A 16,442-nucleotide genomic window follows, 5' to 3' on the forward strand; every position below is an offset into this window, starting at 1 on the left:
GTGATTATGCGCTGGCAAGGGCGTCGTGAAAGTAACAATGTAGAGGACAGACGTAATCGGCCAGGCGGCCCCTCGCTGGGTGGTCCTGGCTTTCGTCTTCCGCGCGGAAAAGGCGGCATCATTCTGTTGGTGGTGGTGTTGGTCGCAGGGTACTATGGGGTGGATTTAACCGGTCTGTTGACCGGTCAGCCGGTTTCGCAGCAGCAGTCGACGCGTTCGATAAGCCCCAATGATGATGAAGCGGCAAAATTTACCTCGGTGATTCTGGCGACGACCGAAGATACCTGGGGGCAACTCTTTCAAAAAATGGGGCGCGGCTATCAGCAGCCAAAACTGGTGATGTACCGTGGTATGACGCGCACCGGCTGTGGTGCGGGTCAGTCCGTGATGGGGCCGTTTTACTGCCCGGCGGACGGCACCGTCTATATCGATCTCTCATTTTACGATGATATGAAAAATAAGCTGGGCGCGGACGGTGATTTTGCTCAGGGTTATGTCATCGCCCACGAAGTCGGCCACCACGTACAAAAACTGTTAGGTATTGAGCCTAAAGTACGCCAGTTACAGCAAAACGCGTCGCAAACGGAGGTGAATCGCCTTTCGGTGCGCATGGAGCTACAGGCGGATTGCTTTGCCGGCGTGTGGGGACACAGTATGCAGCAGCAAGGTGTACTGGAGGCGGGCGATCTGGAAGAGGCGCTCAATGCCGCACAGGCTATCGGCGACGATCGCTTACAGCAACAGGGGCAGGGGCGCGTCGTGCCGGATAGTTTTACCCACGGCACCTCAGAACAGCGCTACAGCTGGTTTAAGCGTGGATTTGACAGCGGTGACCCGGCGCAATGTAATACGTTTGGCAAAAACTTTTGATAAACCGGGGCAGGGATGTCTGATATCGATGCGCTACAGGCGTTAACGTCGCAAATGACACAGGAAGGCATTCGCCGTTTACTGGTCATCAGCGGCGATGCGGCGTGGTGCCGGGAGCGGGCCGAGGCGATACGCGCTGCATTGCCCGGTGACTGGCTGTGGGTCGCGCCTGACGCGCCCGCCCAGCCGTGCTGTACGCCACAGGCGTTACAAACGCTGCTGGGCCGTGAATTCCGTCATGCGATATTTGATGCCTGGCAGGGCTTTGACGCCGCAGCGTTTGCCGCCCTGAGCGGGACCTTGCAGGCCGGAAGCTGGCTGCTTCTGCTGATGCCGCCGTACGAGACGTGGGAAAGCCGGCCTGATACCGATTCACTGCGCTGGAGCGACTGCGCGCAGCCTATCCCCACACCGCAGTTTGCACAGCATCTTAAACGGACTCTCTCCCGCGATCCGCAAACGCTGCTTTGGCGACAGCACCAGCCGTTTTGCTGGCCATCTTATCCTTTCCGTGGACGCTGGCGACCCGCCACCGGCGAGCCGCAGCCGGAGCAGGCGGCTATCTTATCGCGTTTACGTGAAATGCCGCCCGGCGTGGCGACGGTGATTGCCCCCCGTGGGCGCGGCAAATCGGCGCTGGCCGGGCAATTCATCTCCCGGATGGCGGGCACGGCTATCGTGACCGCACCGGCGAAAACGGCAACGGATATCCTGGCAGCGTTTGCCGGTGAGCGGTTCTGCTTTATGGCGCCGGATGCGTTGCTGGCGAGCGGGGCAAGAGCCGACTGGCTGGTAGTTGACGAGGCGGCGGCAATCCCCGCGCCGCTGCTGCTGCAACTGGTTTCGCGCTTTCCCCGCATACTACTCACCACCACCGTTCAGGGCTACGAAGGCACCGGACGCGGTTTTTTACTTAAGTTTTGCGCCCGTTTTCCGCAGCTTCACCGCTTCACGCTTCGTCAGCCTGTCCGCTGGGCGCCAGAATGCCCGCTGGAAAATATCGTCAGCGAGGCGCTGATATTCGACGATGAAGCGTTTGCGCAGGCGCCACATGGCGCGATAGCAATCTCGGCGTTTTACCAACAGGCCTGGGTGAATACGCCCGCGTTGCCGAGGGCTGTGTATCAGTTACTGTCGGGGGCGCACTATCGTACTTCGCCGCTGGATCTGCGCCGAATGATGGATGCGCCAGGACAGCATTTCTTGCAGGCTACGGCGAATAACCGTGTGGCGGGCGCCCTCTGGCTGGTCGAAGAGGGCGGGTTATCCGCAGAACTCAGTCAGGCTGTATGGTGCGGTTTCCGGCGGCCGCGTGGGAATCTGGTGGCGCAGTCGCTGGCGGCGCACGGTAGCGACCCTTTAGCCGCGACGCTGGTTGGGCGTCGCGTAAGCCGTATCGCAGTGCACCCCGCTCGCCAGCGTGAAGGCATCGGTCAGCAGTTGATTGCCTGCGCGTGCATGCAGGCGGCGCAGTGTGATTATCTTTCCGTCAGCTTCGGCTATACGCCGGAGCTGTGGCGTTTCTGGCAACGCTGCGGCTTTGTACTGGTACGGATGGGCAACCATCGGGAGGCGAGCAGCGGTTGCTATACGGCGATGGCGTTATTGCCGCTGAGCGACGCGGGAAAACGGCTGGCGCAGCAGGAACACCAACGTTTGCGCCGCGATGCGGATATCCTGACGCAGTGGAACGGCGAGGCGATACCGCTGGCGGCGTTAGATGAACAGGCGCTTAATGATGAAGACTGGCGTGAGCTGGTCGGTTTTGCGTTCGCGCACCGTCCGCTACTGACATCGTTAGGTTGCCTGCATCGTTTACTGCAATACAGCGCATTGCCATTACCGGCGCTGAGAGGGCGGCTGGAGGAAAAAGCCAGCGATGCCGAACTGTGCGCCCGGCTACGCATTTCAGGCCGTAAAGCTCTGCTGGCGTTGCAACGTGCGCAGGCGGCGCAGGCGCTGATTGCGTTGGATGCCGGACGAACGCAGCGTTTACGCGACGTAATGCCCGGCGGTGGGGAGCATGCCGGATAGCGATACCTGTCCGGCATTATATCCGGTTACTTTTTCGGCTGATCTTTCTTCGGCCAGTCTTCTTCATCGTCCCACTTATCGTTAAAATCGCGATGCGGGGGCAGCTCAGGTTTATTGGCAAGGAATTTCTTATGGTCGATGCGTTTGAGATCTTTGATCACATTCAGCAGTACGCCTACCAGAAACACCAATACCAGAATCCACCAATATTTTGCCAGCCAGTCCATGCTTATTTCCTCTTACCGGAACGCTCATCAGGCGACGAGCTGTTCCATAATGCGTTGATACATACGGGCCAGTAGCTGGAGATCGGCGGCATTCACACATTCATTAATTTTATGAATGGTGGCGTTCACCGGCCCCAGTTCTACCACCTGCGCTCCCATACGGGCGATAAAACGTCCGTCGGACGTACCGCCCGTCGTCAGTAATTGCGGTTTAATTTCATTATAGTGCTCAATGGCGTTTACCACCGCGTCCACCAGCTTGCCGCGTGCGGTCAGGAACGGCTGGCCGGAAAGCCACCAGTCTACGGTATAGCGTAGCTGATGCTTCTCAAGCAGCGCATGTACCCGCTCTTTGATCATCTCATCGGTCAGTTCCGTGCTGAAACGGAAGTTAAACTGCACGAACAGTTCACCGGGAATGACATTATTGCTGCCGGTGCCTGCCTGGATATTAGCTACCTGCATGCTGGTGGCCGGGAAAAAGTCATTGCCCCGATCCCACTCGATAGCGACCAGTTCATTAAGAAAAGGCGCGGCGCGATGAACAGGGTTATCCGCCAGATGCGGATAGGCAACGTGCCCCTGAACGCCATGGATAGTGAGGTTACAGGTGAGAGAACCGCGACGCCCGTTTTTGACGACATCGCCCACAATTTCAGTACTGGAAGGTTCGCCGACCAGACAGTAATCCAGCCGCTCGTTACGGGCCATCAGCGCTTCAACCACCTTTACGGTGCCATTTTTTGCGCTGGCTTCTTCATCAGAGGTAATCAAAAATGCGAGGCGGCCCCGGTGATGAGGATGCTGCGCAACAAAACGTTCAGCAGCCACCACCATGGCCGCCAGTGAACCTTTCATATCCGCCGCGCCGCGACCGAACAACATTCCGTCGCGAATCGTAGGTTCAAACGGCGGATTGATCCAGCGATCGACATCGCCAGCCGGTACGACGTCAGTATGCCCGGCGAACGCCAGCGTTTCGCCACGCCCACGCCATGCCCAAAAATTTTGCGTGTCGCCAAAATCCATATGCTCAATGGTAAAACCGATTTTACGCAGGCGTTCAATCATTAATGCCTGACAGCCTGCGTCATCCGGACTCAGGGAGGGGCGACGAATAAGTTGCTGTGTCAGCTCAATAACCGGGCACGACATAGACTACACCTCATCAAAAAACTGCTGATAACGGGATTCACTGAAACCAAGCAGCATAGGCTTCCCGGGCGCGCAGAGCAATGGGCGTTTGATGATTGCCGGCTGTTCAACCATGAGAGCAGCGGCGGAGTCGGCATCGGTAATCCCGCTGCGGTCGCCTTCATCCAGTTTGCGCCATGTTGTGCCGCGCGTATTCAGTAACGGCTGCCAGCCGAGTTCGGCAATAAAGGTATTAAGAAGAGGGAGGTCTATGCCATCCACACGGTAATCGTGAAAACGATAATCAATGCCATGCTCCTCCAGCCAACGGCGCGCTTTTTTGATCGTGTCGCAATTCTTAATGCCATAGAGGGTAATCATATTGAATCCTTTAACGCGAAATTCGAATAAATAATCAATAGTATCGTCTGCGGGATAATAAGTGTGGCTGTTAATGGTTATTTATCCAGCGCTGATCGGCAATCAATATAACATTGTTGAGTGAATGTGAATAATGATTCCAAAACGTTCCAGATGTGGCTTGTTTATAATTCGCGAGGAAAATCCTATTTTGCGCACATGCAATTGATTGTTTTTTAACCCGATTTGATAAAGTAGTAGAAAAGGTATTAATGTTGCTAAATATTGCAGTAAGTCACATAAAATTTACGGCTACAGCGCCATAGTAATATCATAGACAGCATAACCAGAGGATATCGCAACAATCGGTTAAATGAACTTCTCTCTATACCGCTAACTACGTAGAATACCCATAATAATAAGAGAGGCTATTATGATTGAACGTGAACTGGGGAACTGGAAAGATTTTATCGAAGTCATGCTTCGTAAATAAATGCCTGGAAGGCACCGCGCTCCCATAGGGGATAAGAAAAGGCGACTCAACGAAAGTCGCCTTTTTTGTGCCCGACACCTCGTATCAGGCTGGCCGGGAGCTTATTCCGGGCGCGGCTTCAGCGGGAAGCGGCGGCGTATCAGCACGAAAAACAGGGGTACAAAGAAGATAGCCAGAATGGTTGCTGAGATCATTCCCCCCATCACGCCGGTTCCGACAGCATGTTGGCTACCCGAGCCTGCCCCGGTGCTGGTGGCCATCGGCAATACGCCAAAGATAAACGCCAGCGAAGTCATCAGTATCGGTCGCAGGCGCTGGCGGCTGGCGTACAGCGTGGCGTCTAACAGCGCGTGTCCCTTCTGATTCATTTCGTTGGCGAATTCCACAATCAGAATCGCGTTTTTCGCCGAGAGGCCGATAACGGTCAACAGCCCCACCTGGAAGTAAACATCGTTTTCCAGCCCGCGCATCCAGGTAGCGAGTAGCGCGCCAATGACGCCGAGCGGCACAACCAGCATCACCGAGAAGGGCACCGACCAGCTTTCATACAATGCCGCCAGACACAGGAAGACGACTAATAGCGAAATAGCGTACAGCGCGGGCGCCTGCGCGCCGGAGAGCCGTTCCTGGTAAGACATGGCTGTCCATTCCAGGCCAAAACCGCCCGGTAGCTGATGCACCAACGACTCCATGACATCCATCGCAGTCCCGGTACTGACTCCCGGCGCGGCCTCTCCGACAATTTCTACCGCCGAATAGCCGTTATAGCGTTCCAGACGCGGCGAGCCGGTTTCCCAGCGCGAGGTGGCGAAGGCGGAGAAGGGGACCATGCCGCCATCTTTGTTACGGACATACCAAAGATTAATATCATCCGGCAACATACGATATTTCGCTGCGGCCTGAACATAGACCTTCTTCACGCGGCCCCGGTCCATAAAGTCGTTGACGTAGCTCGATCCCCAGGCTGTTTGCAGGGTGTCGTTGATATCGTCAATCGATACGCCCAGCGCCTGCGCTTTTCGTTGGTCAATATCAATTTGCAGTTGCGGGCTGTCGTCCAGGCCGTTGTGGCGCACGCGGGTCAAGGAACTGTTTTTCCCGGCCAGCTCAATGAGTTGATCTCGTGCGGCCATCAGCGCGTCATGGCCTGCTCCGGCGTGATCCTGTAATTCCATATCAAAACCGGCGGAGCTGCCCAGACCGCTAATTGCCGGCGGGCTGCTGGCGAAGACGCGAGCTTCTTTAATCTGGTTAAATGCTTTTGTCGCCCGCTCAATAATGGCGAACGAGGAGCCGGTGGTGGGATCGCGCGCGTCCCAGTCTTTCAAGCGAACAAACATGCGCGCGACGTTTTGCCCGTTCCCGCCAGGGCCGGAACCGACCGTCGAGAAGACCGACATAATGTTGTTTTTCTCATGGGTGAAGTAATAGTTTTCAACCTTTTCAACAACTTTCAGGGTCTGCTGTTGCGTAGAGCCGCTCGGTAGCTGGATAGACGTAGTGAACATGCCCCGATCTTCTTGCGGCAGAAAGGAGGTGGGGAGGCGCAAAAACAGGAACACCATTCCGCCAAGCAACAGAACATAAATCAGAATCCAGCGCAGGCTGCGATGCAAAATTTTCGCTACGCCTTTCTCATAACGTTCGGCATTACGATTGAAGGTACGGTTAAACCAGCCGAAAAATCCGCGTTGCCCGTGCTGCTCGCCTTTGTGCAGCGGTTTTAATAACGTTGCGCACAGCGCCGGTGTCAGGATCATGGCGACCAGCACCGACAGCACCATTGCCGAGACAATGGTAATAGAAAACTGACGATAAATTGCCCCGGTGGTACCGCCAAAGAACGCCATCGGCACGAATACCGCAGACAGCACCATCGCGATACCGACCAGCGCCCCCTGGATTTGTCCCATGGATTTGCGCGTCGCTTCACGCGGCGTGAGCCCTTCTTCGCTCATGATACGTTCGACGTTTTCCACCACCACGATGGCATCGTCGACCAGGAGCCCGATTGCCAGCACCATCGCGAACATGGTTAATGTGTTAATACTGTAGCCGAACGCGTAAAGCACGGAGAAGGTGCCCATTAATACTACCGGCACGGCGATCGTCGGAATCAGCGTGGCGCGAAAGTTTTGCAGGAACAGGTACATCACCAGGAAAACCAGCGCGATAGCCTCCAGCAACGTTTTGACCACATCGATAATCGAGGCTTTGACAAAGGAGGTGGTTTCATACGCGATCTTGTATTCCAGGCCGTGAGGGAAGTACTGCGCCAGCTCGTTGAGGCGATCCAGCACCAGCTTCGCGGTCGCCATTTCGTTCGCGCCGGAAGCCAGCTTAACGCCAAGACCGGAAGCCGGATTGCCGTTAAAACGGCTGAGGTAGTCATACTTTTCCGCCCCCAGCTCCACGGTGGCGACATCGCCCAGTTTGACCTCGGAACCGTCCTGATTAACGCGCAGGGTGATATCGCGAAATTGTTGCGGCGTTTGCAGCAGTGACTGCGCATTAATGGTGGCGTTCAGCGCCTGCTTGTCGACCGAAGGCGTACCGCCAAGCTGCCCGACGGCGATTTGCGCATTCTGCGACTCAATCGCATCGGTCACGTCTTTCGTGGTCATCTGAAAACTATTCAATTTGGCCGGATCGAGCCAGATACGCATAGAGTACTGTGAACCATAAGCGTCAATATCGCCGACGCCGTTGACGCGGCTGAGCGGGTCCTGAATATTACTGGCGACGTAGTCGGCGATATCCTGCTTGTCCATAGAACCGTCGGTAGAGACGAAAGCGATGGTCAAAATATTGGTATCGCCCGTTTTGCGTACCGTGACGCCTTGATCCTGTACCGCCTGCGGCAGTTTACGCATCGCGGACTGTAACTGGTTTTGCACCTGCTGAACCGCCTCATCAGGATCGGTTCCCGCAATAAAGCTCAGGGTGATGGTCGCCTGTCCGGTGCCGCTACTTTGTGATGACATGTACATCAGATTATCGAGGCCCGTCATATTCTGCTCAATAACCTGGGTTACGGTATTTTCCAGCGTTTGCGCCGACGCTCCCGGATAATTCGCGGTAATACGTACGTTGGGCGGTGCCAGATCGGGATATTGTTCAACAGGTAAAGAAAAAATGGCTAACGCCCCTGTCAGACACAACAGGATAGCCAGCACCCAGGCAAAAATGGGGCGATCGATAAAAAAATTCGCCATTAAAGGGGAACCTCGTGTTTCTACATATCGTTATAGATTTGAACTGCTTCACTGTAGCGGCAAGCTACGAGCCAAACGTGGAGAAATAAAGGAGATAATGTAAATTATCATGCGCTTTTACAGCATACTTTTTGTGCCAACGCCGGAAAGCCTGACATCTGGCCTTCCGGCGATTTGCCGTTCTTTACGTTAACTGACTCTCTTCCTTGTTGGAGGAGCGAAAACTGATACTGACCAGTGTGCCGCCGCCGGAGGGTTGCGAAAAATTCAGCGTGCCGCCAAGGCGCTCCGCGCGCTCACGCATTATATTCAGACCATAGTGTCCGGCAGGCTCATGCGGTTCGCCGATACCAATGCCATTATCGCGAATATAAACGGTATGATCGCCGTCAGGCGCGGTGACGCAGCTCACGGCGATTTCGCTCGCGTTGGCGTGTTTAATGGCGTTCAGGACCGCTTCACGCACAATTTGCAATAAATGCACCTGCATTTGCGCATCCAGCGCCAGCGTGGGTAAACGGCAATCCAACGTGAGTTTGGCCGGAGTCTGACTCTGTAAATCTTCCAGCATCTCATGCAATGCGGAGGGTAAATCGGCCTGCTGTAACGTCAGACGGAACGTGGTGAGTAGCTCGCGAAGCTGACGGTAGGCGTCGTTCAGCGCTCTGGAAAAATCCGCCATGATGCTTTGCGCGCCGGCGTTATCCTCAGGAATAGCGCGCTTCAAAAGCGTTAACTGAATACGTAAATAAGAAAGTACCTGCGCCAGCGAATCGTGTAGCTCACGGGCAATCGTCGCGCGCTCTTCCATTAACAAAAGTTGCTGGAAGTGTTTTTGCGCCTGATTAAAGTACAAACCACGCCCCAGCATCGTGGAGACGCTGTTCAGCAGCGGCGTAGAGGCATTAACGTTGGGGCTTTGCCAGTGGAGTTCGCCATAGACCGTGTCCTGCATCGTCACTGGCAGCATTTGCATCGGCAGGTCGGGGCTTTGCATGCCTTCGCTAATCCGCCAGTTATCGCCCACGGTTAACTCCAGATACCAGGCGGCGTCATGTTCACGGACAATTTGCAAAATATGGCGAAAACAGTGGACGTCGATTTGGCTGGTATTCAGCGCCTGGGAGCACTGGTATAACACCTCCAGGCGGCGGTGCGCTTCGTGCAGATCGTGCGTTTTTTCTTCCACCGAGGCTTCCAGCGAACGATAAAGTTTATGCAGCTCGCTCGACATCTGACTAAACGTTTTCGCCAACAATCCCAGCTCATTGGGTAAGCTGGTATCCAGCGGCAGCGGGGCGAACTGACCATGTTCAATTCGCTGACTGGCGGTGACCAGTTGATTCAGCGGGCGAACGACCTGCTGGCGAATACGTCGTAGGGTAAAAAAGACCAGCGTAAATATGCCGATACCGCCCGCCAGCGATATGGCGACGACCAGCATGACTTTACGCTCGGCGTAATGCTGTAATGCCAGAACGAAGAGATCAATTTGATCGACGTAATTGTTGATATTGGTCTGATACCAGGCAATGTCGCCGTCCTGTAGGCGGCTATTCATCTCCAGCCAGTTGGCGTGCAGGCGCGCGTAGCGAGTTTTCACCGCCTGCGGCACATACCAGGCGTTGAGATTTTGCAGTACCGGCGAGTTGAGCGCGTGCTGGAAAAGTTGACGATGCGCATTAATCTGCGGGCTACGGCTTTGCAGATCGTAACCCAGCCGATAGCTCTGCATTCGTAGCGAACCGGCGATATTGATCGCTTCGGCATCCCGTAAACTGCTGGTCAGCGTCAGTAATGCGCTGCCGGTGGACAGAATAGACAACAGCACAATATAGAAAAAAGCCTTAGCCAGACTGGCTGAGACCGGGCGTTTAACCGTCACGCTGGCACTCCCCGCATTTAGCTGAATCGCAATTGCATTTGCTTTGAAATAAATTGATCTGCCACAGGTTCTGGACAGATAGTTGTGCTTCCTGGGCAGATGAACATTGCCGACCCCGCCTTCGTCAGTTAATAACAATGCTCATATAAAGAATAAGGTTTTTACAACCAAAACAGAAGGATGCCATGAATCGTTTTATTATGGCCAATAGCCAGCAGTGTCTGGGCTGCCATGCCTGCGAGGTCGCCTGCGTAATGGCTCACAATGATGAGCGACATGTCCTGACGCCACAGCGCTATCAGCCCCGAATTACTGTCATCAAACATCAGCGCCAGCGCAGCGCGGTTACATGTCACCATTGCGAAGATGCGCCCTGCGCCCGTAGCTGTCCGAACGGCGCAATCGCGCATATTAACGACAGCGTGCAGGTCAATGCGCAGAAGTGTATCGGCTGTAAATCCTGCGTCGTCGCCTGCCCATTCGGCACCATGCAGATGGTATTGACGCCCGTCGCGCCAAACCAGTTCAAAGCCAGCGCGCATAAATGCGATCTGTGTCAGGGACGTGAACAGGGTCCGGCCTGTGTGGAAAATTGCCCGGCGGATGCGCTGCAACTGGTCACCGAAGACTCGTTGACCCGTCTGGCTAAAACGCGACGGCTGCGTACCGCCCGGCAGGAGATTCGCCCCTGGCATACCGTGGATACACAACACAGTGGGACAGCAAGCAGCAAAGTCGAGCGTATGCAGGCGACGCCGCCGCGCGGCGAACCGGATAAACTGGCGATTGAAGCGCGTAAAACCACCTTTGAGGAAATTTATCTGCCGTTTCGCGCCGCGCAGGCGGAGCGTGAAGCGGCCCGCTGCCTCACATGCGGGGAACACAGTATCTGCGAATGGACCTGTCCGCTGCATAACCATATTCCCCAGTGGATCGAACTGGTGAAAGCCGGCGATATTGATGCGGCGGTAGAGCTTTCCCACCAGACCAACTGTCTGCCGGAAATTACCGGGCGCGTCTGTCCGCAGGACCGGCTATGCGAAGGCGCGTGTACACTCCGCGATGAGTATGGCGCGGTTACCATCGGCAACATTGAGCGCTATATCTCCGATCGCGCTCTGAGCAAAGGCTGGCGTCCCGACCTGTCGGACGTACAGAAGAGCGATAAGCGCGTGGCGATTATCGGCGCGGGGCCGGCAGGTCTTGCCTGCGCTGACGTGCTGGCGCGCCATGGCGTAAGCGCCACCGTCTACGATCGCCATCCGGAAATCGGCGGTTTACTCACCTTTGGTATTCCGGCTTTCAAACTGGATAAATCTCTGCTGGCGCGCCGTCGGGAAATCTTCAGCGCGATGGGGATTCGTTTCGAGCTTAACTGCGAAGTAGGGAAAGATATTTCTCTGGAGACGCTGCTGGAGAGTTATGACGCCGTCTTTGTTGGGGTTGGAACCTATCGTTCCATGAAGGCTGATTTACCGAATGAAGATGCGCCGGGGGTATATGATGCGTTGCCATTCCTCATCGCCAATACCAAACAGGTGATGGGGCTTCCGGCGTTGCCTGACGAGCCGTTTATTGATACTGCGGGCCTTAACGTGGTTGTGCTGGGCGGCGGTGACACCGCAATGGACTGCGTACGTACGGCGCTGCGTCATGGCGCTGCTAACGTCACCTGCGCTTATCGCCGCGATGAGGCCAATATGCCGGGGTCGAAAAAAGAGGTGAAAAACGCGCGGGAAGAGGGCGCGAACTTTGAATTTAACGTTCAGCCGGTTGAGTTGGTGCTGGATACGCACGGGCGCGCCAGCGGTATTCGCTTTTTGCGTACGCGGCTTGGCGAACCGGATGGTCAGGGGCGACGCCGCCCGGTACCTGTACCGGACAGCGAGTTCGTGATGCCGGCGGATGCGGTCATTATGGCGTTTGGTTTTCATCCGCATGGTATGTCGTGGCTCGAATCGCATGGCGTGAAGGTGGATAACTGGGGACGTATTGCCGCCAGCGTCGAGAGCGAGTTTCGTTACCAGACGTCCAACCCGAAAATTTTCGCCGGCGGCGATGCGGTGCGCGGCGCCGATCTGGTGGTGACGGCGATGGCAGAAGGCCGACATGCTGCGCAGGGGATACTCGACTGGTTAGCTAAATAAGCGTATTTGTAGGCCGGTTAAGGCCTGGAACGGTTAAATGATTGAGTGATAAAAAATCTTAAACTTATTGGCTAACCTTACTCCGTTTGCAGAAATGTTGACGCTCGCAGGGCTGAACGCCCTGCGATAAACATTTTCCCGTCGGGTCGACGTTTAACAGGCCTGATGAGGCCAATCTTAGTATTGAAAATAGAGTGTAAATTGAAGGAAGGGACGCTATCAGAATCCCTTCTTAGAGCCTATCCCATTAGGGCTATTTTACTTGCCATTTTGGACCTGGGCAGTGCTCGCCAAAACGCATTAGCGTTTTGAACGCCGCTTGCGGCGGCCCGAAGGGCGAGCGTAGCGAGTCAAACCTCACGTACTACGTGTACGCTCCGGTTTTTGCGCGCTGTCCGTGTCCAAACTGGCTGCGCCAATAACGCCTACAGAGATAGGCTCTTAATTTTTATTTTAAGGAACCATATATCTGGTCAACAATCCAGCCATACGTCGCCGCAGGTAATAATCCACTGACAAAAACATTCGGGTTCACTTTAGGATTTGCTACCGGCGAGTGCGGCCTGTTACCTAAAATAACAATCGCCATATGATTAACCGGATCGATAGACGTCAGCGTTCCGGTCCATCCGGTATGTCCATACGTTTGCGGACTGGCTAATACCCCGAACGTTGGGGTCATTGAGGCGTTGCCGTTAACGCGCCACCCCAGACCAAAGGTAGCATCTTCTGGCGAGTGGCGAGTAAACTGCGCAACCGTTTTGTCGTCGAATAGCTTCAGGTTACCGTAGCCGCCCCCATTGAGCATGACTTGCATTAACACAGCCATATCATGGGTGTCAGAAAACAGTCCGGCGTGTCCTGAAACGCCGCCCATTGAGTACCAGGCTTTTTCGTCATGCACCTGGCCCCATAGTGTATTGGTGCGAATATTGGGGAAATGAATCACGCCGTCACGCGTATTGCCGTGTAGTTCCGTTGCGGCGATTTGCGGCGGCGTGAAGCCTTTCATCAGCGGGTTAAAGACGGTATGTTTTAATCCGAGCGGTTTATAAATGGTGGTTTCGACGTAGCGATCTAATGGCATTGCCGTTATCGATTCAATGATAAAACCAAGAATCATATAATCCACGTCGCTGTAGATATGCTTCGACCCAGGTTGATATTCCAGCGGTGTCTTTTTAATCATCTCCAGAGTAGTGCTTTTACTCTGTGAAAATAATTTACCGGCGACGTTTTTATTGGGATATTGTGGGTCGGCAGGAAAGCCCGCGACGTGATGAAGAATATCAATAATGCGGAGTTTATCTTTGCCTTTTATTTTATCCCCAGGCATATCCTTAAAGCCGGGGATATATTTTGATACCAAATCATTGACATCTATTTTTCCTTCATACACTAGTTTTTGCAATGCGAAATTAGTGGCATACATTTTTGTGTTTGAAGCCAGATCATACATCGTGTTAGTGGTCGCCCGAATGGGATGGGCTAACAGCGTGGAACCGTCATATTTTTTGGCATAGCCCCAGGCTTTTTGTAGAACAATATGATTATCTTTTATCACCAGAAGATTGATGCTGGGATATCCGGCATCAATTTGATTTTGAATCCAGCCATCAAGTCGGTGAAGTTTTTGGCTATCAAACCCCACCTGATCAGGGCTCGCGATGGTCAATACCGGATACTCAACGGCAAAAGCTGAAAGGGAAAACGTCAGTAGAACCGTCGCAACGAGAGTAAATTTCATGATGATTCCCTCAGTCTCACTCCGGCCGTCAAATCATATCGCGAGCATGGACTCTGCGGCCCGGAGAAGCAGAATATGGTCATGGCAGTGACAGAAAAATATGGCTGTACATCCGTTCAGTCGGCATTAAGGATTAACCCTTCAGCAGACAAAACCGACCTCACGGCGTAATATTAATGCTCTTTTTACACCCTGGAGCCAGCATGTCGCAAACCATTACGCTTATTAAGGATAAAATTCTTTCTGATAATTATTTTACTCTGCGCAACATTACCTATGACCTGACCCGTCGTAATGGCGAGGTTATCCGTCACAAGCGTGAGGTTTACGATCGCGGGAATGGCGCAACCATTCTGCTTTACAACTCAACTAAAAAAACCGTGGTTCTGGTTCGCCAGTTTCGCGTGGCGACATGGGTCAATGGTAATCAAGACGGTATGTTAATTGAAACCTGCGCTGGCCTGCTTGATAACGACGAGCCGGAGGTCTGTATCCGTAAAGAGGCCATTGAAGAGACAGGGTATGACGTTGGTGAGGTACGCAAGATATTTGAGCTGTATATGTCGCCAGGCGGCGTCACGGAGCTGATTCATTTCTTCATTGCCGAATATCATGATAGCGAGCGTGCCAGCATCGGCGGCGGCGTGGAGGACGAAGAGATTGAGGTGCTTGAACTGCCGTTTTCCCGGGCGCTGGAAATGGTGCGCTCAGGCGAGATTCGGGACGGTAAGACCGTGTTATTGCTTAACTATTTACAGACGTCTCATCTAATGGACTGAAAAAAAAGAAATATATTTCTTTACACAAAAAAGACCAATCCGATAAATCTGATTGAGAACCCTGAGGCGCGCAAGGAAGATACCGCCTTAGCTGTGTTGTTCTGAATCTGGGGTTGTTCCGTTCATGCGCTACCGCGTTATTCTTTTTTGTCTGTTTGGCCTGTTGCCGGTCCAGCTACTGTGGGCTGCGCCAGCGCAACGGACTTTTTCCGACTGGCAGGTCACCTGCAATAACCAAAATTTTTGCGTAGCGCGCAATACTGGCGAACATCATGGGCTGGTGATGACATTAAGCCGCAGCGCCGGGGCGCGTACCGATGCGGTACTGCGTATCGATCGTGGCGGTTTGGCGCCGCCCGACGCTAAAGAAGCCGCAATTGCGCCTCGCTTATTGCTGGATGGCAAACCGCTTTCGTTCAACAGTCCACACTGGCGCGTGTCGCCCTGGCATCTCATGACCGGCGATCCTGCCACCATCACCGCATTTTTACAGACGATTCAGGATGCGCAGGCCATCACCTTAAAAAACGGCGTTCAGACGCTTTCGCTGGCGGGATTAAAAGCGGCATTACTGTTTATCGACGCGCAACAAAAACGTGTGGGCAGCGAAACCGCCTGGATTGAAAAAGGAAACGAACCGCCTCTCAGCGTGCCCCCGGCACCGGCATTAAAGGGGATCGCCGTGATTAATCCAACGCCCGTACCGCTGAGTGAGGAAGAACGCGACGATCTGCTGGACTACGCAGCATGGCGGGTAAACGGCATTCGTTGTTCGCTTGACCCGCTGCGTCGCGAGACGCAGGTCAGCGCGTTGACGGATGATAAAGCGTTATTGATTGTTAACTGCGAAGCCGGCGCCTATAACACTATTGATCTCGCCTGGGTAGTTTCACGCAAAAAAACGCTCGTCTCGCGCGCCGTACGTTTGCGGCTGCCGTTTAATCGCGGCGTCGAAAGTAATGACATGGAGTTGATGAACGCCTTCTTTGACGAGAAAACGCGTGAACTGGTGACGTTGGCGAAAGGGCGGGGGTTAACCGACTGCGGTATCCAGACGCGCTGGCGTTATGATGGCGATCGTTTTCGTCTGGTGCGTTATGCCGAAGAACCGAGCTGCGATAGCTGGCACGGGCCGGATGCCTGGCCTACGCTGTGGATCACGCGTTGAATCCTGGTTGTTATCCCCTTTTCAGAATAGGGATACACCTATTGAGGTTTCATTTATGGTATAGAGATTGCTACGTTACGGTAGGATTGTTACTTTACCCGATAGCCTCACCACAGCAGGAAATAGTATGAAAATAAATAATGGCCCCGTATTATGCCCCCATTGTGGCTGCCTGAGCGCTTATTATGAAATAGATCGGCTGGCGGCGATAAGAGAAAAAGTGAATAAAGAAGGTGGATCAGCGGCGTGGGATTCAACATTGCAGGCGCATAAAAAAAAGGCCTTTTGCCTGATGTGCCATAAATCCATTGATGAGGTCGTCATCGGGCAGTCAGATGCGCCTGAGTCTACGAAGTAATTTTGCACAGCCTACAGAACAGGTC

13 protein-coding genes are annotated in these 16,442 nt (G+C 54.0%); 7 read left to right on the plus strand and 6 right to left on the minus strand.

The features are described 5' to 3' along the window. The first annotated feature begins 6 nt into the window (after positions 1-6). Together J1G48_RS06185 and tmcA are read left to right on the plus strand one after the other, a co-directional pair. Complete coding sequence (locus J1G48_RS06185) at positions 7-870, plus strand: neutral zinc metallopeptidase (RefSeq protein WP_001267523.1); 864 nt, start codon at positions 7-9, stop codon at positions 868-870. A 15-nt stretch (positions 871-885) separates the two neighbouring features. Next, complete coding sequence (gene tmcA / locus J1G48_RS06190; RefSeq protein ID WP_001279812.1) at positions 886-2,904, plus strand: tRNA cytosine(34) acetyltransferase TmcA; 2,019 nt, start codon at positions 886-888, stop codon at positions 2,902-2,904. A 26-nt stretch (positions 2,905-2,930) separates the two neighbouring features. Here tmcA and J1G48_RS06195 read toward each other — a convergent pair whose 3' ends face one another. From J1G48_RS06195 to J1G48_RS06205, 3 genes are read right to left on the minus strand one after another with little or no spacing between them, the layout of a single operon-like run. After that, positions 2,931-3,131, minus strand: a complete 201-nt coding sequence (locus tag J1G48_RS06195) for a YpfN family protein (RefSeq protein ID WP_000383842.1) — start codon at positions 3,129-3,131, stop codon at positions 2,931-2,933. A gap of 27 nt (positions 3,132-3,158) precedes the next feature. Next, positions 3,159-4,286, minus strand: a complete 1,128-nt coding sequence (gene dapE, locus J1G48_RS06200) for a succinyl-diaminopimelate desuccinylase (protein ID WP_001277825.1) — start codon at positions 4,284-4,286, stop codon at positions 3,159-3,161. A 3-nt stretch (positions 4,287-4,289) separates the two neighbouring features. After that, positions 4,290-4,646: an ArsC family reductase gene (locus J1G48_RS06205; protein WP_000631923.1), complete on the minus strand. Its 357-nt coding sequence runs from the start codon at positions 4,644-4,646 to the stop codon at positions 4,290-4,292. Between the two features lie 412 nt (positions 4,647-5,058). Between J1G48_RS06205 and ypfM the strand changes: the two genes are divergently transcribed. Further along, positions 5,059-5,118, plus strand: a complete 60-nt coding sequence (gene ypfM, locus J1G48_RS06210; protein WP_001386977.1) for a protein YpfM — start codon at positions 5,059-5,061, stop codon at positions 5,116-5,118. A gap of 101 nt (positions 5,119-5,219) precedes the next feature. Here ypfM and acrD read toward each other — a convergent pair whose 3' ends face one another. Both acrD and narQ read right to left on the minus strand, forming a co-directional pair. Then, positions 5,220-8,333, minus strand: a complete 3,114-nt coding sequence (gene acrD / locus J1G48_RS06215) for a multidrug efflux RND transporter permease AcrD (protein ID WP_001263083.1) — start codon at positions 8,331-8,333, stop codon at positions 5,220-5,222. Between the two features lie 184 nt (positions 8,334-8,517). Then, positions 8,518-10,218 (minus strand): nitrate/nitrite two-component system sensor histidine kinase NarQ, encoded by a 1,701-nt coding sequence (narQ, locus tag J1G48_RS06220; RefSeq protein WP_000216812.1) that lies wholly within the window; start codon positions 10,216-10,218, stop codon positions 8,518-8,520. A gap of 185 nt (positions 10,219-10,403) precedes the next feature. Here narQ and aegA point away from each other — a divergent pair, with 185 nt between their 5' ends. Then, positions 10,404-12,365, plus strand: a complete 1,962-nt coding sequence (gene aegA / locus J1G48_RS06225; protein WP_001078928.1) for a formate-dependent uric acid utilization protein AegA — start codon at positions 10,404-10,406, stop codon at positions 12,363-12,365. Between the two features lie 448 nt (positions 12,366-12,813). Here the strand turns inward: aegA and pbp4b are convergent, their stop codons facing one another. Beyond that, positions 12,814-14,112, minus strand: a complete 1,299-nt coding sequence (gene pbp4b / locus J1G48_RS06230; protein ID WP_000673284.1) for a penicillin binding protein PBP4B — start codon at positions 14,110-14,112, stop codon at positions 12,814-12,816. 203 nt (positions 14,113-14,315) lie between these two features. Here pbp4b and nudK point away from each other — a divergent pair, with 203 nt between their 5' ends. From nudK to J1G48_RS06245, 3 genes are all read left to right on the plus strand, one after another. Beyond that, positions 14,316-14,891, plus strand: a complete 576-nt coding sequence (nudK, locus tag J1G48_RS06235) for a GDP-mannose pyrophosphatase NudK (RefSeq protein WP_000084037.1) — start codon at positions 14,316-14,318, stop codon at positions 14,889-14,891. 124 nt (positions 14,892-15,015) lie between these two features. Next, entirely contained in the window at positions 15,016-16,059 is a 1,044-nt protein-coding gene (locus J1G48_RS06240) for a DUF1176 domain-containing protein (RefSeq protein ID WP_001270671.1), read from the plus strand. Between the two features lie 127 nt (positions 16,060-16,186). Continuing rightward, positions 16,187-16,417, plus strand: coding sequence for a hypothetical protein (locus J1G48_RS06245; protein ID WP_000700635.1), 231 nt, complete (start codon positions 16,187-16,189; stop codon positions 16,415-16,417). Positions 16,418-16,442 lie beyond the last annotated feature (25 nt).

Source organism: Salmonella sp. SAL-020 (assembly GCF_017372215.1).
GTDB lineage: Bacteria > Pseudomonadota > Gammaproteobacteria > Enterobacterales > Enterobacteriaceae > Salmonella > Salmonella enterica.

What these genes read in the sequence shown, in the direction of transcription:
- nudK (WP_000084037.1), top strand. Translation starts at nt 14,316, where the DNA reads ATGTCGCAAACCATTACGCTTATTAAGGATAAAATTCTTTCTGATAAT.
- acrD (WP_001263083.1), bottom strand. Translation starts at nt 8,333, where the DNA reads ATGGCGAATTTTTTTATCGATCGCCCCATTTTTGCCTGGGTGCTGGCT.
- dapE (WP_001277825.1), bottom strand. Translation starts at nt 4,286, where the DNA reads ATGTCGTGCCCGGTTATTGAGCTGACACAGCAACTTATTCGTCGCCCC.
- J1G48_RS06205 (WP_000631923.1), bottom strand. Translation starts at nt 4,646, where the DNA reads ATGATTACCCTCTATGGCATTAAGAATTGCGACACGATCAAAAAAGCG.
- J1G48_RS06185 (WP_001267523.1), top strand. Translation starts at nt 7, where the DNA reads ATGCGCTGGCAAGGGCGTCGTGAAAGTAACAATGTAGAGGACAGACGT.
- J1G48_RS06245 (WP_000700635.1), top strand. Translation starts at nt 16,187, where the DNA reads ATGAAAATAAATAATGGCCCCGTATTATGCCCCCATTGTGGCTGCCTG.
- J1G48_RS06240 (WP_001270671.1), top strand. Translation starts at nt 15,016, where the DNA reads ATGCGCTACCGCGTTATTCTTTTTTGTCTGTTTGGCCTGTTGCCGGTC.
- tmcA (WP_001279812.1), top strand. Translation starts at nt 886, where the DNA reads ATGTCTGATATCGATGCGCTACAGGCGTTAACGTCGCAAATGACACAG.
- pbp4b (WP_000673284.1), bottom strand. Translation starts at nt 14,112, where the DNA reads ATGAAATTTACTCTCGTTGCGACGGTTCTACTGACGTTTTCCCTTTCA.
- aegA (WP_001078928.1), top strand. Translation starts at nt 10,404, where the DNA reads ATGAATCGTTTTATTATGGCCAATAGCCAGCAGTGTCTGGGCTGCCAT.
- J1G48_RS06195 (WP_000383842.1), bottom strand. Translation starts at nt 3,131, where the DNA reads ATGGACTGGCTGGCAAAATATTGGTGGATTCTGGTATTGGTGTTTCTG.